This is a genomic window from Burkholderia ambifaria AMMD, from assembly GCF_000203915.1.
Taxonomy (GTDB): domain Bacteria; phylum Pseudomonadota; class Gammaproteobacteria; order Burkholderiales; family Burkholderiaceae; genus Burkholderia; species Burkholderia ambifaria.
On the sequence record NC_008391.1, the window covers coordinates 296,129 to 316,623 of the forward strand.

Annotated in this window: 16 protein-coding genes and 1 pseudogene; 12 read left to right on the top strand and 5 right to left on the bottom strand. The window is 68.6% G+C overall.

Features of this window, described 5'->3' with window-relative positions:
- Positions 1-132 precede the first annotated feature (132 nt).
- The gene (gene alr / locus BAMB_RS17585; protein ID WP_011658514.1) at positions 133-1,254 is read right to left on the bottom strand and encodes an alanine racemase; all 1,122 of its coding nucleotides are present in this window, start codon (positions 1,252-1,254) and stop codon (positions 133-135) included.
- A gap of 303 nt (positions 1,255-1,557) precedes the next feature.
- Here alr and BAMB_RS17590 point away from each other — a divergent pair, with 303 nt between their 5' ends.
- Positions 1,558-1,929, top strand: a complete 372-nt coding sequence (locus BAMB_RS17590) for an MAPEG family protein (RefSeq protein WP_011658515.1) — start codon at positions 1,558-1,560, stop codon at positions 1,927-1,929.
- Between the two features lie 42 nt (positions 1,930-1,971).
- Here BAMB_RS17590 and BAMB_RS17595 read toward each other — a convergent pair whose 3' ends face one another.
- Positions 1,972-2,919: a LysR family transcriptional regulator gene (locus BAMB_RS17595; protein WP_011658516.1), complete on the bottom strand. Its 948-nt coding sequence runs from the start codon at positions 2,917-2,919 to the stop codon at positions 1,972-1,974.
- A gap of 120 nt (positions 2,920-3,039) precedes the next feature.
- On the opposite strand from BAMB_RS17595, the gene BAMB_RS17600 reads away from it, so the two are divergent.
- The 7 genes and pseudogenes from BAMB_RS17600 (at position 3,040) to BAMB_RS17630 (ending at position 12,415) form a co-directional block, all read left to right on the top strand.
- The gene (locus tag BAMB_RS17600; protein WP_011658517.1) at positions 3,040-6,579 is read left to right on the top strand and encodes an ABC transporter ATP-binding protein; all 3,540 of its coding nucleotides are present in this window, start codon (positions 3,040-3,042) and stop codon (positions 6,577-6,579) included.
- Positions 6,580-7,135: 556 nt separating this feature from the next.
- Positions 7,136-7,264: pseudogene (glnQ, locus tag BAMB_RS17605) on the top strand (glutamine ABC transporter ATP-binding protein GlnQ); the annotation flags it as partial.
- Between the two features lie 20 nt (positions 7,265-7,284).
- On the top strand, positions 7,285-8,334 hold the full coding sequence (locus tag BAMB_RS17610; RefSeq protein WP_011658519.1) for a C45 family autoproteolytic acyltransferase/hydrolase: 1,050 nt from the start codon (positions 7,285-7,287) through the stop codon (positions 8,332-8,334).
- Positions 8,335-8,349: 15 nt separating this feature from the next.
- Complete coding sequence (locus BAMB_RS17615) at positions 8,350-9,684, top strand: aspartate aminotransferase family protein (protein WP_011658520.1); 1,335 nt, start codon at positions 8,350-8,352, stop codon at positions 9,682-9,684.
- Positions 9,685-9,709: 25 nt separating this feature from the next.
- Entirely contained in the window at positions 9,710-10,264 is a 555-nt protein-coding gene (locus tag BAMB_RS17620; RefSeq protein ID WP_011658521.1) for a carboxymuconolactone decarboxylase family protein, read from the top strand.
- A gap of 208 nt (positions 10,265-10,472) precedes the next feature.
- Positions 10,473-11,372 (top strand): lipid A hydroxylase LpxO, encoded by a 900-nt coding sequence (gene lpxO, locus BAMB_RS17625; protein ID WP_011658522.1) that lies wholly within the window; start codon positions 10,473-10,475, stop codon positions 11,370-11,372.
- A 182-nt stretch (positions 11,373-11,554) separates the two neighbouring features.
- Positions 11,555-12,415 (top strand): hypothetical protein, encoded by an 861-nt coding sequence (locus tag BAMB_RS17630; protein ID WP_011658523.1) that lies wholly within the window; start codon positions 11,555-11,557, stop codon positions 12,413-12,415.
- Between the two features lie 114 nt (positions 12,416-12,529).
- Here the strand turns inward: BAMB_RS17630 and ahpF are convergent, their stop codons facing one another.
- Entirely contained in the window at positions 12,530-14,128 is a 1,599-nt protein-coding gene (gene ahpF, locus BAMB_RS17635; RefSeq protein WP_011658524.1) for an alkyl hydroperoxide reductase subunit F, read from the bottom strand.
- Between the two features lie 122 nt (positions 14,129-14,250).
- Positions 14,251-14,814 carry an alkyl hydroperoxide reductase subunit C gene (gene ahpC, locus BAMB_RS17640; protein ID WP_011658525.1) on the bottom strand — a complete coding sequence of 188 codons (564 nt, stop codon included), beginning with the start codon at positions 14,812-14,814 and terminating at the stop codon, positions 14,251-14,253.
- A 320-nt stretch (positions 14,815-15,134) separates the two neighbouring features.
- On the opposite strand from ahpC, the gene BAMB_RS17645 reads away from it, so the two are divergent.
- From BAMB_RS17645 to cuyB, 3 genes are read left to right on the top strand one after another with little or no spacing between them, the layout of a single operon-like run.
- Positions 15,135-16,142 (top strand): ABC transporter substrate-binding protein, encoded by a 1,008-nt coding sequence (locus BAMB_RS17645; RefSeq protein WP_011658526.1) that lies wholly within the window; start codon positions 15,135-15,137, stop codon positions 16,140-16,142.
- 1 nt (position 16,143) lies between these two features.
- Positions 16,144-17,448 carry a dicarboxylate/amino acid:cation symporter gene (locus BAMB_RS17650; RefSeq protein WP_045554956.1) on the top strand — a complete coding sequence of 435 codons (1,305 nt, stop codon included), beginning with the start codon at positions 16,144-16,146 and terminating at the stop codon, positions 17,446-17,448.
- Between the two features lie 10 nt (positions 17,449-17,458).
- Positions 17,459-18,160, top strand: coding sequence for a cysteate racemase (cuyB, locus tag BAMB_RS17655; RefSeq protein WP_011658528.1), 702 nt, complete (start codon positions 17,459-17,461; stop codon positions 18,158-18,160).
- Between the two features lie 84 nt (positions 18,161-18,244).
- Here the strand turns inward: cuyB and BAMB_RS17660 are convergent, their stop codons facing one another.
- Positions 18,245-19,138 carry a LysR substrate-binding domain-containing protein gene (locus BAMB_RS17660; RefSeq protein ID WP_011658529.1) on the bottom strand — a complete coding sequence of 298 codons (894 nt, stop codon included), beginning with the start codon at positions 19,136-19,138 and terminating at the stop codon, positions 18,245-18,247.
- 177 nt (positions 19,139-19,315) lie between these two features.
- Between BAMB_RS17660 and BAMB_RS17665 the strand changes: the two genes are divergently transcribed.
- Positions 19,316-20,482 carry a branched-chain amino acid ABC transporter substrate-binding protein gene (locus tag BAMB_RS17665; RefSeq protein WP_011658530.1) on the top strand — a complete coding sequence of 389 codons (1,167 nt, stop codon included), beginning with the start codon at positions 19,316-19,318 and terminating at the stop codon, positions 20,480-20,482.
- Positions 20,483-20,495: the final 13 nt, after the last annotated feature.

Genomic DNA, 20,495 nt, shown 5'->3' on the forward strand with positions numbered 1-20,495 from the left:
GGCGGTAACGAGTGCTCGTTCGCCTGCGTTCCATGCCGCCGTAAAAAACAAACGGGCCGCTTGCAACGCAGCCCTCAAATGGATCCGGATGCGCCACGACACGAGCGCGTGACGCCGCATCCGTGACCGCCATCAACGCCCGTGGCTGCCCGTGCGCAGCAGCGGCTGCACTTCCGACGCCCCCGGCGGCACGATCACGACCGGCACGCGGCGTGCGAGCGCGCACATCAACTCGTAGCCGATCGTGCCGCTGGCTTCCGCGACATCGTCGACCTTCACCTGATCGCCCCACAGCTCGACGCTCGACCCGATGCCCGCGTTCGGGCACGGCGTCAGGTCGACGGTCAGCATGTCCATCGACACGCGGCCGACGACGCGCGTCATCATGCCGTCCACCGCGATCGGCGTGCCGGTCGGCGCGTGGCGCGGATAGCCGTCCGCGTAGCCGCACGCGACCACGCCGATCCGCATCGGCCGGTCCGCGGTGAAGCGGCGACCGTAACCGACCGTCTCGTCCGGCGCGAGCGTCTGCACGCCGATGATCTTGCTGGTCAGCGTCATCGCGGGCATCAGCGGCGTGTCGGCGATGTGCCCCGCCGCGCCGGTCGGCGACGCGCCGTACAGGATCGTGCCGGGCCGCACCCAGTCGCGGTGCGCGCGCGGATGCCACAGCACGGCCGCCGAATTCGACGCCGAGCGCTCGCCCGGAATCCCGGCCGTGGCCGCGTCGAACTGCTCGAGCTGCCAGTCGACTTCGCCTTCGTCGGCGTTCGCGAAATGCATCATCAGCGTGATCTTGCCGATCGACGGCGCGGCCGCCGCGCGTTCCCACGCGGCGCGGAACGCGTACGGCCGGTAGCCGAGCCGGTTCATCCCCGAGTTCATCTTCAACTGGATGTCGAGCGGCTGTCGCGGCTTCGCGGCGATCAGCAGGTCGAGCTGTTCGTCGCAGTGCACGGCCACCGTCAGCCGGTGGCGATCGGCCAGTTCGACGTCCGCCGGCTCGAAGATCCCTTCGAGCAGCAGCACCGGCTTGTCCCAGCCGAGCTCGCGCACGCGTACGGCTTCGTCGAGATCGAGCAGCGCGATGCCGTCGGCGGCCGCGAGGCCCGGGTAGATCCGTTCGATCCCGTGACCGTATGCGTTGGCCTTGATCACGGCCCACACGCGCGATTGCGCGGCGGTGCGGCGGATGAAGTCGAGGTTGTGGCGGACGGCGTCCGGACGGACATGGGCGACGATGGGACGGGGCATGGGCAGGCTCGGGTCGAAAAGTCGTTCGGCGCGCGGCGGGGCGGCGCGGGTCGGGCAGAGTGGCGTGGCGATGCGCCAAGCCAGTGTTGAACGCTATCTTATTGGTGTTCGACCAGTTTTAATTAACGTATTTATCGGTGATTTGGTGGAATTTTTTGCGCCGGATGTGTGCTGCCACGGGCCTCAGCACCGCGCACGGCCGAGTCTCCCGTCTAGAAAACCGGTGCCTGAACAGCACCGCCCGATGCTAAGCTCTGCGCGACCCTGTCATTGATCAATGTAACCATAAAGGAGGAGACCTGGATGACCACGTCCCAGCTGTGCCTGTTCATCGTCGCGCTGTTGCCGTTCCCGCTGACGTTCCTGGCCAAGGCCCGCAAGGGTTACGACAACCACACGCCGCGCGAGTACCTGGCGAAGCTCGAAGGATGGCGCGCGCGGGCGCAGGCCGCGCACCAGAATGCGTGGGAAGCGCTCGCGCTGTTCACCGCCGCGCTGGTCGTCGCGTGGCATAACGGCGCGAATGCGCACCATGTCGACCAGATCGCGATGGGATTCGTCGCGATCCGCGTCGTCTACACGCTGATGTACCTGCTGAACTGGGCGGCGCTGCGCTCGCTCGTGTGGTTCGGTGGAATGGTGTGCGTCGTCGCGCTGTTCTTCGCGGCGCCGTGACCGGCCGGTGAGCAGGCGGGGCCGGCTTTGCGTGCCGGCTTGCTACGCGCCGCCCGCGCCCCTTGCGTGACTGTCATTGGATGCGGGCGCAACGATCTTTGCGACGAACGGCGGCGCTTCCGCTTCGCGGCGCAGGAACGCGATCAGCGGATCGAGCAGCCGGTGCCGCGTCGACGGGTGGCGGCGCAGCACGAAACGCCATGACGCATCGCGTGCAAGGCCCGGCACCAGCGGCACCAGCCGGGCGCTACGCAGTTCGGGCTCGATGAGCGGCATGCGGCCGAGCGCGATGCCCGCGCCGCCGAGCGCTGCGCCGATCACCTGGCTGAAGCTGCTGTAACGGACGATCTTCGTCTCGAAGTCATCCGGCAAGCCGAATTCCGAGGCCCAGTTGCGCCAGTCGATCTCGGGGCTGTTCTCGTGCATTTCCTGCAGCAGCCGCGAGCGGCACACGTACCCCGATGCGTACGGATACAGCTCGGGGCTGCATACCGGAAACACGGTCTCCCGCATCAGCACGTCGTCGTCGGCTCGCAGCCGATGCGCGGGCACGTGCACGATCGCCAGATCGACGCTGCTGCGCGTGAAATCCGGTTCGTCGTCGAGCACGACGGCATGCAGCGGCGTTTCGGGATGACGCGACGAGAATTCCGCGAGACGGCGCGCGAGCCACATCGACGAAAACGGCGCGTTGGCGGAAACGGTGAGGCGCTGCTCGGTGCCGCGAATTTCGGCACAGGCGTCGGTCAGGCGCGCCAGCGCGTCGCTGACGGCCGGCAGCAGGCGCGCACCGGCCGGCGTGAGACTGATGCCGCCGAGCCCCGTGCTGCGTTCGAGCAGGCGCGCGCCGAGCGATTCCTCGAGAGAACGGATCTGGTGGCTGACCGCGCTCGTCGACACGTTCAGCTCGACCGCCGCGCGTGCGAACCCGCCGAGGCGGACGGCTGCCTCGAAAGCCCGCAGTGCGCTGAGGGGAGGAAGGTGCGACATGCGGGGTATTGTAGTTGACTCAACACCCGTTGAAAAATCATCTTTTGCCGCGCGCGGGCGGCGCGGGTAGCCTCGATCCGGTCAAGAAAAAACGCAACGCAACACCGACCGGAGGACTGCATGTATTTCGACCGACGACTATGGGCCATGATGGCGGGACTGCGCTGGCGGGTGGCCGCGGCCGTTGCGCTTGGGCTGCTCGCGATGGGTGTCGGCATCCTCCGTTTCGTGTTTCTCGGCCGCGTGCTGGCGCTGGTCTTTTCCGGCGCACCGGCGCGCACCATCGGTGAAGCCGTCGTTGCAACGTCGGCCTGCGTGCTGCTGCGTGCGTGGCTCGATCATCGCCGCACGGTGCTCGCGCAGCACACGGCCGGGCGCGTGCAGGCCACGCTGCGCGCGCGCCTGTTCGACCGGATCGCCGCGCTCGGCCCCGCATGGTTCAGCGGCGAACGCACGGGCGGCGTGATGCTGGCCGTCGTCGACGGCGTCGAGCAACTGCAGACCTTCTTCGGCGTCTACCTGCCTCAGCTCGTAATTGCCGCGTGCGCGCCGGTGATGATCTTCGCGGTGCTCGCGTGGTGGGACGTGCCGACGGCCGCGATCCTGCTGGTCGCGGCGCTCGTCACGCTCGCGCTGCCGCAGCTCGTGCATCGCGCCGACCGGCGCGCGGCGCTCGCACGCTCGGCCGCCTTCAAGGCATTCGGCGAGGAGTTTCTCGACGCGGTGCAGGGCTTGCCGACGCTGAAGGCGTTCGGGCAGGGCACCGCGTTCGGCGCGAAGCTGGCCGCGAAGGCGCGCGCGCTGTCCGACAGCACGTTCTGGGTGCTCGCGCTCGGCCTGCTGACGCGGCTCTTCACCGATCTCGGCACTGGCCTCGGCGCGGCCGCGGCGATCGCGGTCGGTGCATGGCGCGTGCGGCACGGCGACATGAGCCTCGAGGCGCTGCTGATCGTGCTGATGGCCGGCAGCGAAATCTTCCGGCCGCTGCGCGACCTGCGTGCCGTACTGCACCAGGGGATGATCGGCCAGTCGGCGGCGAATGCGATCCACGCGCTGCTCGACGCGGGCAGCCGCGCGCCGGCCGCCGACGCGCCGCGCATGACGGACCTGCGCGCGGAGATCGCGTTCGACGGCGTCAGCTTCGCGTATCCGGGGCGTCGCGCGGACGCGCATGCGGCGCTGAGCTTCTCGGTTCGCGAAGGCGAGACGGTGGCGATCGTCGGGCCGAGCGGCGCGGGCAAGTCGACCATCGTGCGCCTGCTGCTGCGCCAGCACGACGTGCAGGGCGGGGCCGTCCGCATCGGGGGCCACGATGTGCGTACGCTCGACGCCGACCAGGTGCGCGAGATGATCGCGGTGGTCGCGCAGGATGCGACGCTGTTCGACGGCAGCGTCGCCGACAACCTGCGGCTCGGCCGCCCGGACGCGAGCGACGCGGACATGATCGCGGCCGCGCGCGCCGCCAACGCGCATGATTTCATCTCGGCGCTGCCCGACGGCTACGCGACGCGCATCGGCGAGCGCGGGCTCATGTTGTCGGGCGGCCAGCGCCAGCGCCTCGCGATTGCCCGGGCGCTGCTGCGCGATGCGCCGATCCTGCTGCTCGACGAGGCACTGTCGTCGGTCGATGCGGAAAACGAAGCGCTGATTCAGCAGGCGCTCGACCGGCTCACGCGCGGGCGGACGACGCTCGTGCTCGCGCACCGCCTGTCCAGCGTGATCGGCGCCGACCGCATCCTGGTGCTCGACCAGGGGCAGGTGGTCGACGAGGGCACGCACGCGGCGCTGATCGCGCGCGACGGCCCGTATCGCCGGCTGATGGGGCCGCAACTGGAAGCGGTTGCCGAATCCGTCGGCGTGGCGACGACGGCCGGTGCGACCGCGCGCGCGTCGTCGGGCCCGCAGGTGCGGCCGCTGAACGACGATGCCGGGACGATCGGCTGGCCGGAAACCTTGCAGACGCTGCTGCGGTTCGTGCGTCCGTGGCAGGGCAAGGTCGTGCTGACCGTGCTGTTCGGCATTGGTCGCGTGCTCGCGTTCATCGGCGTCGGCGTGATCGGCGCGATGGTGGTCGGCGCGGTGTCGGCCGGCCACGCGAGCCCTGTGCTCGTCGTCGCGCTGCTCGTAATCGCGCCGGTGGCGGCCGTGCTGCATTGGCTTGAATCGTGGCTCGCGCACGACATGGCGTACCGGCTGCTCGCGGAAATGCGCATCGCGCTGTTCGCGACGCTCGAACGCCTCGCACCGGCCGGGCTGCTGCATCGCCGTTCGGGCGATCTCGTCTCGCTCGCGACGCAGGATGTCGAGACCGTCGAATACTTCTACGCGCACACGCTGGCGCCCGCGTTCGTCGCGGTGCTCGTGCCGGCAGCCGTGCTGGTGCTGCTGGCGTCGGTCGCGTGGCCGCTCGCGCTCGTGCTGCTGCCGTTCCTGTTGTGGGCCGGGCTGGCGCCCGTGCTGGCGCGGCGCGACGTCGACCGGCTCGGCACCGGCGCGCGCGAAGCGCTCGGCCAGCTCGGCGCGCACGTGACCGAAACGATCCAGGGGCTGGCGGAGCTCACCGCGTTCCAGGCGATCGCGCGCCGGCGCGCGGCGTTCGTGGCCGAGGTCGATGCGTACCGCAAGCAGCGCGCGAAGCTGCTCGACGACCTGTCGAAGCAAAGCGCCGCGCTGGAAATCGCGAGCTGGCTCGGCGGCCTGACCGTCGCGGCGCTTGGCGCGCTGCTGTGTGCGCGTGGCTGGTTTCCGCGCGAGTCGTTGCCGCTGCTGGTGCTGGTTGCCGTGGCCGCGTTCATGCCGGTTGCCGAAATCGGCCAGGTTGCGCGCCAGCTAGCCGACACGATCGCGTCGACGCGCCGGTTGCGCGCGCTGGAGAAGGAGCCCATGACCGTGACGGACGGCACGCACGCGATGCCCGGCAATCCGGCGGTGCGTTTCGAGGCAGTGTCGTTCACGTATCCGGGCCGCGGCGTGCCAGCCATCGACCGCGTGAGCTTCGAGGTGCCGCCCGGCAGCACGGTTGCGCTGGTCGGCGCGTCGGGCGCCGGCAAGTCGACGGTCGCGAGCCTGCTGCTGCGCTTCTGGGATCCGCAGCAGGGCCGCGTGACGCTTGGCGGCGTCGACTTGCGCGACCTGCGGCTCGACGACCTGCGCCAGCACATCGCGCTGGTTGCGCAGGATACCTACCTGTTCAACGACACGCTCGAAGCGAACATCCGGCTCGCCGCGAACGATGCGTCCGACGCGGACGTGCGGCGTGCGATCGATCATGCGGCGCTCGGCGAATTCGTCGCACGGCTGCCGGACGGGCTCGCGACGCGTGTCGGCGAGCGCGGCGTGCAGCTGTCGGGCGGCCAGCGCCAGCGTGTCGCGATCGCGCGCGCGTTCCTGAAGGATGCGCCCGTGCTGATCCTCGACGAGGCAACGTCCCATCTGGACACGATCAGCGAGCAGCAGATTCGTGCGGCGCTGGAAGACCTGATGACGCAGCGCACGTCGATCATCATCGCGCACCGGCTGTCGACCGTGCGCAATGCCGACCTGATCCTCGTGATCGAGCAGGGCAGCGTGATCGAGGCCGGACGGCATGCGGAACTGATGGCGCGGCAGGGTGCGTATGCGCGGCTCGTGTCGCATCAGGCGAGCGGAGTGGCGGCGTGAGCGACGCCGCATCGGAGCGTCGCCGTCTGGCGTTTTCGCGAGAATTCCGCACCGTTCGTTGAGCCGCGCCGGCGGTTGCCGGCATCGCGGGCACGGCCGTCCCGGCACGGCACCGAGTCGAATCGCCGACGCTCTACATGAGCGAACCCACGCACGGGTGGCGGCGATTGCCTGCGCGGTTGCGCTGTGGTCAGCCCGTCGCCCTGGCGGCGCGGGACGGCCAACCCGCCGCCCGTACCCGGCGCCGCCATCCGCGCTTCGCGCGCCGCCAGTCAGCTCACGCACCGCCATTTCGCCCGCGCGGCGCGATCCGGCCCGGGCGCTTGGCCCGGGCCTCTCCCTTTCCTCCGACCTGTCCGTCCCGCCCGGCTCGGGCTTGCCCCGATGCATTTACCCGTTGTGCGTTTTTTTGTTGTCGTAGTATCGCGGTTGACAACACATGTTGTATTAATGTCTAATTCAGCATCGCATGTTGCGGTGTGGCTTGATGTCGTCGTTCCCGCCGGCCGGCTGGCCGGCCACATCGCTCAATCATGCGGAGAGAAACCATGAGTCCGCGAAGCGGGTCGGCACGCGCCTGCTGTTCATGGATCAGGGCGGCATCGCCGAGGACGGTCACCCGGTCGACCTGATCGATCGGCCGCCCACGCCGCGCCTGCAGGAATTCCTGAAACACGTATCCTGAACGAAACCGAACCACGCAACATGCCGCTTTCCCTTTCCCCCGTCATCGCCGGCGCGCCGTTCGACATCGGCGTGCGTCTCGGCGAGCTCGCCCGACCCGTGTTCGACGAATACATGCAGCAGAGCAACGCATGGCAGGCCGTGCGGCGCTGGCGCGGTCATCCGTTCGTCGCGGCTCTGCGGCAGGCGGCGCTGGCCGCGTATCCCGATCTCGTCGCGGAACTGGACGGGATCGCGGCGGGTGTCGGCTGGCCGGCCGACGACATCTTCCTGTGGAACTGCCGCGGCGAGCTGATCCACAACGCGCCCGACGGCTGCACGACACTCGCCGCACGCGATGCTGATGGCACGCGCTGGATCGCCCACAACGAGGACGGCGATCCGTATCTGCGCGAGCGTTGCCTGCTCGTCGACGTGCAGCCGCAGGGCAAGCCGGGCTTCATCAGCTTCTATTACCCGGGCTCGCTGCCCGGGCATACGTTCGCCGCGAACCGCGCGGGCATCGCGCAGGCGATCAACAACCTGCGGATCCTGACGCCGGCGGCCGGCGTGCCGCGGATGATCCTCGCGCGCGCGGTGCTCGACGCGACGTCGCTCGATGCGGCTGCCGACGTGCTGCGCACGCATGCGCGCGCGAGCGGCTTTCACCACACGCTCGGCGCGACCGGCGATGCGCGGCTGCTGAGTATCGAGGCGAGCGTCGCGCGGTGCTCGGTGGTCGACGTCGCGCGGCTTGCCGGCCACGCCAACCATCTCGTGCATCCCGGCTGCGAAGCTGAGGCGCAGATCGTCACGCAATCGTCCGGTGATCGCCAGCGCCGCGTCGATGCGCTGACACAGCGCATCGACACGATCGACGAAGCCGCGCTGCTGCGCGTGCTCGGCGATCGCGCACCGGAAGGGCTGCCGATCTATCGCGACGATCCGACCGATCCCGACGACGAGAACACGCTGGCGACCGCGGTGTTCGCCATTCGCGACGCAGCGATCGACGTCACCATCCATCAACACGGCACGCAGCGCTTCGCGACGCGCATCGTGCCGTCCGCGCACGCGCGCAGCGCGTCCTGATCCATGAGGCAACGCATGACGACCGTTTTCCATCGCGCTCCCCGCGCCACCTTGCCCGTCGCCGTCGCAGGCGACGGTATCGAGATCATCGATTCGACCGGCAAACGCTACATCGACGCGTGCGGCGGCGCGGCCGTTTCGTGTCTCGGACACAGCAATCAGCGCGTGATCGATGCGATCAAGCGGCAGGTGCAGCAACTGCCGTACGCGCATACGTCGTTCTTCACGACCGACGTGGCCGAGGAACTGGCCGACCGGCTCGTCGACGCAGCGCCCGCTGGCCTCGAACACGTGTATTTCGTGTCGGGTGGGTCCGAGGCGATCGAAGCCGCGTTGAAGCTCGCGCGCCAGTATTTCGTCGAGAAGGGCGAGTTGCAGCGCCGCCATTTCATCGCTCGCCGCCAGAGCTATCACGGCAACACGCTCGGCGCGCTCGCGATCGGCGGCAACGCATGGCGGCGCGAGCCGTTCCTGCCGCTGCTGATCGAAGCGCACCACGTGAGCCCGTGCTATGCGTATCGCGACCAGCACGCGGGAGAAACCGACGAAGCGTATGCGCAGCGCCTGGCCGACGAGCTCGAGCAGAAGATCGTCGAACTCGGCGCGGAAAACGTCGCGGCGTTTGTCGCGGAAACGGTGGTTGGCGCGACGGCCGGCGCGGTGCCGCCGGTGCGTACCTACCTGAAGAAGATTCGCGCGGTGTGCGACAAGTACGGTGTGCTGATGATTCTCGATGAAATCATGTCGGGGATGGGGCGCACGGGTTACCTGTTCGCATGCGATGAGGACGAAGTCGCGCCCGATCTGCTGACGATCGCGAAAGGGCTCGGCGCGGGTTACCAGCCGATCGGCGCGACGCTGGTGAGCGACCGCATCTACCGGACGATCGTCGACGGCTCGGGGTTCTTCCAGCATGGCCACACGTATCTCGGCCACGCGACGGCCTGCGCGGCCGCGCTCGAGGTGCAGCGGGTGATCGCCGAAGAGAAGCTGCTCGACAACGTGAAGGCGCGCGGCGAGCAACTGCGTGCGTCGCTGCGCACGCATTACGGTGCGCATCCGCATGTCGGCGACGTGCGCGGCCGCGGGCTGTTCGTCGGCGTCGAGCTCGTCCGCGATCGCGACAGCAAGGCGGCGTTCGATCCCGCGTTGAAGCTGCATGCGGCGGTCAAGCGCGAGGCGATGCAGCGCGGCCTGATGGTGTATCCGATGGGCGGCACGATCGACGGCGTGAACGGCGATCACATCCTGGTCGCTCCGCCGTTCGTCTGCACCGCGCAGCAGATCGATACGATCGTCGAACGGCTGTCCGGCGCGATCGATGCGGCGCTCGCATCGGCCGGCGCGTGAACCACGACCTCACCGAGTCCCGACCATGACAGACAGACTGCCTCCCTTCGATCCCGCATCGGCCACCGACGAACAGAAGGCCGTGCTGGCCGACATCCTCAGCGGCCCGCGCGGCAACCTGAACGGGCCGTTCCTCGGCTGGATCGCGAGCCCCGAGCTCGCCCAGCACGCGCAGCGGCTCGGCGCGTTCTGCCGCTATCGCACGGGCCTGTCGCTGCGCCTGTCGGAGCTCGCGATTCTCGTGACCGCCGCGCGCTGGCGCTCGCAGGCCGAGTGGCACATCCACTATCCGATCGCGCTCGATGCCGGCGTGCCGGCCGCGACGGCCGACGCGATCCGGCGCGGCGTCATGCCGGCGTTCGAATCGGACGACGATGCGCTGATCCATGCATTCGCGACCGAGCTGTACGACACGCAACGCGTGAGCGATGCAACGTTCGCGCGCGCGCAGGCGCGTTTCGGTCACGAGACCGTCGTCAACCTCGTCGCGCTGCTCGGCTATTACGCGCTGGTCGCGATGACGCTCAACACGTTCGGTATGCGCGCAGACGGACAAACTGATTTGCCGTTTCCGGAATAATCGACGCATGCGCGTGCGTCGGCAGATGCCGCGCGCGCGTGCCGATTGCGCCGAAAAGCCCGTCAGCACGGGCTTTTCGGCGTTTTGGCTTGGCACGATCGACATCTTCGCCGCGTCTTGTTGACGCACATCGCAGCGCCTGCGCGTCAGCGCAGAAAATTTTCCCCGTACCTAGAATTTCTGCAAAACGCTTACGGGGGATGTATCGATGCGGTGGGTCCTGTTGATCGTGTTCATTGCGTGTGTGATTCATACGCACCGGCGCGGCAAGGTTCGGCACAGGTTGTTCAGGCAACTATCCGATCACTCGACCTTCACCGCGCCGCTGAACTGCTTTTCATACGCGTTCTCTTCGGTGCCGACCACGCCGTTTCTCGACCCGCGGCACTTTCCGGAACTCGCGGTGCTGCAGCGCGAATGGCGGACCTTTCGCGAGGAAGCGCTCGCGTTGCGCGATGCCAGCCGGATCAAGGCGTCGGGCGAGTACAACGACATCGGCTTCAATTCGTTCTTTCGCAACGGCTGGAAGCGCTTCTACCTGAAGTGGTACGACGCGCCGCATCCGTCCGCACAGGCGTTGTGTCCGCGCACGGTCGAGATCCTGTCGCGGATTCCGTCGATCAAGGCCGCGATGTTCGCGCAGCTGCCGCCGGGCGGCAAGCTCGGGCTGCATCGCGATCCGTATGCGGGCTCGTTGCGCTACCACCTCGGGCTCGACACGCCGAATGACGACGCGTGCCGGATCGTCGTCGACGGCGAGTCGTATGCATGGCGCGACGGCGAGGCCGTGATGTTCGACGAAACCTATCTGCACTGGGCCGAGAATCGCACCGCGCACGATCGCGTGATCCTGTTCTGCGACATCGACCGGCCGATGAAATATCGCTGGGCGCAGCGCGTCAACGATGTGTTCGGCCAACTGCTGATGCGCGCGGCCGCGTCGCCGAACGAAACGGGCGACCGCACCGGCGGTCTCAATCATGCGTTCAAGTACCTGTATGCGATTCGCCGCGCCGGCAAGCGGCTCAAGGCGTGGAATCGCACCGTGTACTACGTCGTCAAGTGGGCGCTGTTCGGCGGCATCGCGGTCGCGATCTTCTGCCTCTGATGGGGCGCGAGCAGGCGGGCGTCGAACCGTATGAGGATAGGGCGGCGCGGGCTCGGTCAGGCCCCGCCGGCGCTGCGCCCGCGCTGCGCCCGCATCAATGCAACCAAATGTATTCATGCGGGATCTGCCGCGAACCCACGCGTATGATGGCTCGTTCACGTCGATAAGATCGGTGAGCAAGCATGAGAAGGACCCGAAAGACTTTGATGATCGTCGGCGGACTGCTGGTGGCTGCGGCAGGCAGCGGCTACGTGATGCTGCTGCGCGACGACCACCGCGCGATCGCGGAGGCCGGCATCGGCGATGCCGCAGCGCCTGCCGCCGCGGTGCCCGCGGCGAACGGCGACCATACCGCACAAGGCACGATCGCACCGCCGGCGGCGGTGGCGGTGCCGTCCACGCACGTCGACGACGCCGTGCCGCAACGCGCGGCTGTGCCGCCGCCGGCCGCCGCTCCCGCGCGCACCAACGCGGCGCCGCCATCCACCGCCGTCGTGCCGGTGATCGCCGGGCAGGCACCCCCCGCGAAACCGACCGCGCCGCCGCCGACCGTTCACGTCGTGACGGTCGAGCCGGAGGATTCGACCCCAGCGAAGGCCAAGCCTGCGCCCGCCACGCCGCAGGCGCCGGTACAAGCCGCGCAACCGCCACAAGCGGCACGACCGACGCAGCCGGCGCAAGCGGCGCAACCCGTGCAATCGACACCGCCGGTCCAGGCGACGCAGGCGAGCCGCTCGAGTCAGCCGGCATATCAGCCGGCGCAACGCGCGGAGCGCAAGCGCGACGGGCTCGAACGGCACGCGACCACACCGTCCGGCACGAAATCCGAAACGCCTGAAACCGCTGCGCTCGTGCATGAATCGGCGAAGCTCGATCCGTCGTTGCCGCCGCCGCAATACGTGGCGACGCCGAGCGTCGATCGCGCGCGTCCGTCGGCCGGCGGGAATGCGGTTGCCGCCGCGATGACCGAGCAGCTGGTCAGGCAGTCGAGCAGCTTCAAGGCGCCCGCATCGGCGAGTGCCGCGCCCGCCGCGGCCCAGTGAGAACGGTGCCGGTGCGCTCGCACCGCGCCGCACGACGCCGGATGAAAAAAGACCCCGCACGCCGACCAAGGCATGCGGGGCCAAGAGAGACGAATCCGGGCGGTGCGTCGCGCGTTACGCGGCGATCGCTTCTTCGGCCTGCGGCGTGTCGGCCGTGGCCGGCGTCACGTCCTGCCGGATCAGGTGGTCGAACGCGCCGAGCGAGGCCTTCGCGCCTTCGCCGACCGCGATCACGATCTGCTTGAACGGCACCGTCGTCACGTCGCCGGCCGCGAACACGCCGGGCACCGACGTCGCGCCGCGTGCATCGACGACGATCTCGCCGTGCTTCGACAGCTCGATCGTGCCCTTCAGCCATTCGGTGTTCGGCACGAGGCCGATCTGCACGAACACGCCTTCGAGATCGACGCGCTTCGCTTCACCCGAACGCAAATCCTTGTAGACGAGCCCGTTCAGCTTGCTGCCGTCGCCGGTCAGCTCGGTCGTCTGTGCCTGCGTGACGATCGTCACGTTCGGCAGGCTGCGCAGCTTGCGTTGCAGCACCTCGTCCGCGCGCAGTTGCGCGCCGTATTCGAGCAGCGTGACTTCCTTCACGATGCCGGCCAGGTCGATCGCGGCCTCGACGCCCGAATTGCCGCCGCCGACCACCGCGACGCGCTTGCCCTTGAACAGCGGGCCGTCGCAGTGCGGGCAGTACGCGACACCGCGGTTGCGGTATTCGCGCTCGCCCGGCACGTTGATTTCGCGCCAGCGCGCGCCGGTCGCCAGGATGATCGTCTTCGCCTTCAGCACCGCGCCGTTCGCGAGGCGGATCTGGTGCACGTCGCCCGGAATCAGCGCGTCGGCGCGCTGCACGTCCATGATGTCGACGTCGTATTGCTTCACGTGCTGCTCGAGCGCGGTGGCGAACTTCGGCCCTTCGGTTTCCTGCACCGACACGAAGTTCTCGATCGCCATCGTGTCGAGCACCTGCCCGCCGAAGCGCTCGGCCACCACGCCCGTCGCGATGCCCTTGCGCGCCGAGTAGATCGCGGCGGCCGCACCGGCCGGGCCGCCGCCGACGATCAGCGTGTCGAACACCGGCTTGTTCTCGAGCGACTTCGCGGCGCGTGCGCTGGCGCCCGTGTCGAGCTTCGCGAGGATTTCCTTCACGCTGCTGCGGCCCTGGCCGAACGATTCGCCGTTCAGGAACATCGTCGGCACGGCCATGATCTGGCGCGCTTCGACTTCGTTCTGGAACAGCGCGCCGTCGATCGCGACGTGGCGGATGCGCGGGTTGATCAGCGACATCACGTTCAGCGCCTGCACGACTTCCGGGCAGTTCTGGCACGACAGCGAGAAATACGTTTCGAACGCGTAGTCGCCGTCGAGCGCGCGGATCTGTTCGATCACGTCGTCGTCGAGCTTGATCGGATGGCCGCCCGTCTGCAGCAGCGCGAGCACGAGCGACGTGAATTCATGGCCCATCGGGATGCCGGCGAAGCGGATGCCCGCCGGCTTGCCGGGTTCGCCGATCGAGAACGACGGCTTGCGCTCGGCGTCGTCGCGGCGTTCGGTCACGGTCACGCGCGACGTCAGCGAACCAATCTCGTTGAGCAGCGCAAGCAGTTCCTGCGACTTCGCGCTGTCGTCGAGCGACGCGACGAGTTCGATCGGGCGCGTGATCTTTTCGAGGTACGCTTTCAGTTGATTCTTGAGATTGGCGTCGAGCATGGCGTTTCGGATTCCGTATTGATAATTCTGGTCGGGCACGTCGTGCCGGAGGAGGGTGCGGGCCGCACGCGGCGGCCCGCGGCGCGTCGCTCGCGCGCCTCGTGCGAGGCGCGCAGCGAGCGTCAGATCTTGCCGATCAGGTCGAGCGACGGGGTCAGCGTTTCCGCACCCGGCGTCCACTTGGCCGGGCACACTTCACCCGGGTGCGCCGCGATGTATTGCGCGGCCTGCACCTTGCGCAGCAGTTCGCCTGCGTCGCGGCCGATGCCGTTGTCGTGGATTTCGCACAGCTTGATCTCGCCTTCCGGGTTGATCACGAACGTGCCGCGCAGGGCCATCCCTTCTTCCTCGATCAGCACGTCGAAGTTGCGCGACAGCGTGAGCGTCGGGTCGCCGATCATCGGGTACTTGATCTTGCCGATCGTGTCCGACGTGTCGTGCCATGCCTTGTGCGTGAAGTGCGTATCGGTCGACACGCCGTAGATTTCGACACCCAGCTTCTGGAATTCCGCGTAGCGGTCGGCGAGGTCGCCCAGCTCGGTCGGGCAGACGAACGTGAAGTCGGCCGGGTAGAACACGACGACGGACCACTTGCCCTTGAAGTTCTCTTCGGTCACGGGCACGAATTCGCCGTTGTGGTATGCGGTTGCCTTGAACGGCTTGATTTGGGTGTTGATGATCGGCATCTTGCGAGTTCCTTTGGGGTGGTGTTGATGAAGTGTTCCCAGTATCCGGGTTGACCCCGAGTTTGTGAAATTGCTTGTTTCAATCCTCTGCATCGGGAATTCCTATCTGCTTCCGGCCCCCGTTGCGGCGGGCCGTCCGGACGGCCCGTGACATCCGGGCCGGGCCTTCCGGCGGATTTCGGCCGGGCGGCGCTTCTGACACATTGGTCGGGCGGGAGCGTGCGGCGCCGAACCACGGCCACGCGCTTCGCGCCAGGGCCCGGCACCCGTTCGGCACGAACGGCTGCGCGGTCGTTCGACACTCGCCGTCAATCACCGCCATGAACCTCTTTTCCGGACGCGCCGCGCGCGTGCTGCTTGCGTGGTGCCGCGACATCTTCCTCGAGCGCCGATGCGTGCTTCGGCACGTGCGCGGCGCGGCCTGCGCATTCATCGCCGTGTCGTGCAGCGCACCGGCGCTGGCCCTCGATGCGACCGCCCCGGCGACGACGGCCCCGAAGGCGGTGACGGCTGCGGCGGCCACGCCCGCCACCACGACCGCGCCCGCCACCACCGTCACCGCCACCGGCCTCGTGCCGCTCCCCGACGGCCGGCTGCTCGCGCCCGAGTTCGCGCGCATCGTCACGCGCGGCACGCTCGTCGTCGCGGTGCTCGGCGTCGACCAGCCGCCGTTCTTCTGGTCGCGCAACGGGGCATTGGCGGGCGTCGACATCGACCTCGCCGACGAGCTCGCGAAAAAGCTCGGCGTGGCCGTGCAGTTCGACCGCGACGCGCGCACCTTCGACGACGTCGTTCACCTGCTCGCGACCGGGCAGGCCGACGTCGCGATCAGCAAGCTGTCGCGCACGTTGCCGCGGGCGCAGGTGGTCAGCTTCAGCACGCCATACATCAGCCTGCGGCGCGCGCTGCTGATCAACCGCGTCAGCTTCGCGGAACTCGCGAAAGGGCGGCCGCTGCCGGAAGTCGTGCGCGACTACCGCGGCACGATCGGCGTCGTCGCGCGCTCGGCCTACGCCGAATACGTGCGCAACGACTTCCCGGCCGCGCAGGTGCGCACCTATCCGAGCTGGCCGGCGACGCTCGACGCGCTGAACGCCGGCGCGGTCACGGCCGTGTATCGCGACGAGCTCGCGATCAAGCTCGTGATGCAGGACGACCCGAGCGCGCCGATCCGGCTGCGCGTCGCGACCTTCGACGACCTGACCGACGCGCTCGCCGTCGGCGTGCCGGTGTCCGCGCCGACGCTGCTCGCGTTCGTCAACCAGTTCCTGGCCGAGCGCCACACGCGGCTCGACGTGAAATCCCTGCTCGATGCGATGGGCCACTGATATGAACATGAACGAGACCCGCGGGATCAAGCCACGCATCGAGCGGCTGCATGCGTTCGCGATTCATCCGCTGACGGTGTTCGGCAGCCTCGCGCTCGGGATCGTGGCGGGCATGCTGTGGCCGGCCGCCGCGCCGCAGTTCGACTACGTGGGCGAGGTGTACGTCGGCCTGCTCAAGATGACGGCGCTGCCGTTCATGACGGCCGCCGTGATCTTCAGCCTGCAGCGGTTGCTGCGCGAGGGCAGCGCATCGGATCTCGTGATGCGCGTGATCGCGATCTTCGGCTGCGTGTCGGTGTTCGTCGTGGTGGTCGGCGCGGTCGTGCTGGTCGCGATGCGCCCGGGCGAGCACCTGTCGAACGCGACGCTGAAGGCGTTCGGCGCGCTGGTCGGCAGCGACGGCGCGGCGAGCGACACCGTGATGACGCTGTACGGCACCGATCCCGCGGAGAAGTCGTCGGGCCTCGCCGACATGCTGATCGCGCTGGTGCCCGGCAACTTCTTCGCGGCGCTCGCGAGCGGCGACACGCTGAAGGCGCTGGTGTTCTCGTTGTTCTTCGGCTTCGCGTCGGGGCGCGTGCCGGCGAGCATCTCGGCGGCGCTGAGCCAGACGCTGGAGACCGTGTATTTCACGTGCCAGAAGATCATGCACTGGCTCGCGTATCCGACGCCGATCGTGCTGTTCTGCGGCGGCGCCGCGCAGATCGGCACGTCCGGGTTCGGGCCGCTCGAGGCGATGTTCCGCTTCGTGATGGCGTTCGTCGTCGTCACCGTCGTGCTGATCGCGGCGGCGATCGCCGTGATCTGGAAGCGCTCGGGTGCGACGCTGGCCGACACGCTGGCCGGCTTGCGCACGCCGTTCGCGATGGCGCTCGCCACGCGCAGCAGCGTGGCCTGCATGCCGAGCATGATCGAGTGCCTGGCCGACGGCTTCGGCTTCGCACGCGCGCGCGTCGAGCTGGTCGTGCCGCTCGCCGTGTCGCTGCTGCGCGTCGGGCCGATGGTCTATTACGCGAGCGCGACGCTGTTCGTCGCGCAACTCTACGAACGCGCGCTCGGCCCCGGCGAGCTGTGCGTCGTGCTGGTCGCGTCGGTGCTGGCCGGATTCGCGTCGACGGGCACGTCGGGGGTCGTGACGGTGTCGCTCGCCGGCATGGTCTGCGCGGCGCTGCATCTGCCGTTCGAGGCCGCGTTCGTGCTGTTCGCGGCGGTCGATCCGTTCTGCGAGATATTGCGCACGCTGTTGCTGGTGATCGGCAACTCGGCCGTCGTATCCGCGATCTGCGCGCGGCCGCCGCGCGCGTGAAGGAGACATCATGGCGCTTGTCGGGGTATTGGGCGGAATGGGGCCGCTGGCCACGGTCGACTTCATGCATCGCGTGATTCGCCTGACGCGCGCGCGCTGCGACCAGGAGCATCTGCCGATGATCGTCGCGAACCTGACGCGGACGCCCGATCGCTCGCGCGCGATCCTCGACGGCGGCGCCGATCCGTTGCCGGCACTGCTCGACGGCGTCGCGCTGCTGAACCGCTGCGGTGTCGACGTGATCGCGATCCCGTGCAATTCGGCGCATCACTGGTATGCGCCGCTGCGCGAGCGCAGCGCGGCGCCGGTGCTGCATATCGTCGATGCGTCGGTGGCCGCGGTGCCGGCCGGCGTGCGGCGCGTCGCAGTGCTCGCCACGGGCGGCACGCTGGTGTCGGGCTTCTACCAGGCGGCGCTGCGTGCGCGCGGCTTCGAGCCGGTGATGCCGGCCGTGGCCGCGCAGCGCGATATCGCCGCGTGCATCGCGGCCGTCAAGGCGGGGAAGATCGATGCGTCGGTGCGGCGCCTGTCGCGCGCGCTCGCGACGCTCGCGCGGCGGGACGTGGGCGTCGCGGTGATGGGTTGCACGGAAATTCCGATCGCCGCGCGTGCATTGCGCGATGCGCCGTTCGCGTTGATCGACAGCACGCAGGAGCTGGCGCGGGCGACGGTCGCTTATGCGGCCGAGCGCGGCTGGGGGCGGGCAGTGTGACGCGCGGCTCTCCGGCATGACGGACGCCGCTCGCGCAGGCCACGCGTGCGGCGCCGCTCGGCCGGCCGGCGGCGGACCGGCCGCTCAGGCGGCGATCTTCCTCAGCCAGTCGGCAAGCCGTCTCGCGCCGTCCGGCATGTCCGCATCCTCGCGCGTGCACAGGTAGTAGTCGCGCCCGTCGTCGAGCGCGTGGTCGAACAGCTGCACGAGTTCGCCGCTCGCCAGTTCGCGCTCGACCAGCGGCGCGCGCAGCAGCGCCGCGCCGAGATCCGCGCGCGCCGCGCTCAGCGTCAGTTGCCCGTCCTCGAACATCGGCCCCACCGCGTGCGACACGTGCCGCACGCCGGCGCCCTGCAGCCAGTTGACCCAGGTGCTGCGATCCTCGTCGTGCACGAGCGGCGCCCGCGCGAGATCGGCCGGCGTGCGGAACGGCCCGTGGCGCTTCAGGAACGACGGGCTGCACATCGGCACCATCGCGCCCGGCAGCAGCCGCTCGCAGCGGTAGCCGGGCCAGTCGCCGGTGCCGAAGCGGATCGACAGGTCCGACGCGTCGCTTCGATAGTTGCGGTGATGCGCGTACAGCACGGTCACGTCGACGTCGGTGTTGTCGGCGAGGAATGCATGCAGCCGCGGAATGAACCAGCCGATGCCGAGCAGCGGAATCAGGCTGATCGTGATCTGCCGCAGCGACGAGCGGTCGCGCACGAAGCGCGTCGCGCTGCGCAGCACCGAGAACGCGGCGCTGATCGAGCGGTAATAGTCGCGCCCCTCGTCGGTGAGCGCGAGCAGCCTGCCTTCGCGCACGGTCAGCGGCGTCTGGATGAACGCTTCGAGCAGTTGCAACTGATGGCTGACCGCGGACGGCGTGATGTCGAGCTCGTGCGCGGCCGCGGTGACCGAGCCGAGACGCGCGAATGCCTCGAACGCGCGGACGGCGCGCAACGGCGGATCATGCGGCAATTGTTCGATATTTTTCATGTGTCGAATTTTATCGAAAAATCAGGGTAAGCGACAATCTTAAAATACGCTGTATTTACAGGTGTTTACGCTATTGTGTCGGGAATGGCATAAGCATCCAACAATTGAGTATTTGGGGTGTCGGTGTCGAATCTTTAATATTTTTCATGTTTTGATCCGAATCACTGGTCCCCGCACATGAAAATCGCCTTTCTTCCCGCCCGTCTTGCCTTCTCCGCGGCCGCGCTGATCGCGGCCGTTCCCGCCTTCGCGCAATCCGCGCCGCAGACGATCCTGATCGGCCTCGCCGCACCGCTCACCGGCCCGTCCGCGCGCATCGGCAAGGATCTCCAGAACGGCGCGCAACTCGCGATCGACGACGCGAACGCGGAGCATCCGAGCATCGGCGGCAAGCCGGTCGTCTACAAGCTCGTCGCGGCCGATGACCAATCCGACCCGCGCACGGCCGTCGCGGTCGCGCAGCAGCTGGTCGACCAGCACGTGATCGGCGTCGTCGGTCACTGGAACACGGGCTGCAGCGTGCCGGCGTCGCGCGTCTATCGCGATGCGGGCATTGCGCAGATCGCGCCGGCCTCCACCGGCCACCAATACACGCAGCAGGGCTACGCAACCGCGTTCCGCATCATGGGTCACGACGATGCGGGCGGCAATTTCACCGGCGCCTATGCGGTGAAGACCCTGAAGGCGAAGCGCATCGCGGTGATCGACGATCGCACGTCGTTCGGCGCGGGGCTGGCCGACCAGTTCATCAAGGGCGTGCAGGCGAATGGCGGCACGATCGTCGATCGCCAGTACGTGAACGACAAGACGACCGACTTCAGCGGCGTGCTGACCGCGATCAAGGGCAAGCGCGCGGATCTCGTGTTCTTCGGCGGCCTCGACGCGCAGGCCGCGCCGATCGCGCGCCGGATGCGCCAGCTCGGCGTGAACGCGCCGCTGCTCGGCGCCGGCGGTTTCGTGAGCCAGACCTTCCTGTCGCTCGCGGGCAAGGACGGCGAAGGCGTGACGGCGCTGGAGCCGGGCCTGCCGCTCGACCGGATGCCGGGCGGCAACGCGTTCGACGCGCAATATCGCGCACGCTGGCACGCGCCGATCGAGCTGCACGCGCCGTTCGCGTACGACGCGGCCGCCACGCTGATCGCGGCCGTCCAGAAGGCCGGCTCGACGCAGCCCGCGAAGGTGGTCGCGGCCGTGCGCGCGATCGACCGGCCCGGCGTGACCGGCCGGGTCGCGTTCGATCAGCAAGGCAACCTGAAGGACCCGGCGTTCACGATCTACCAGGTGCGCGGCGGCAAGTGGACCGTCGTCGACGTGCTCGGCGGCGGGCGCCCCGCAACGAAATAACGACGGAGACGTT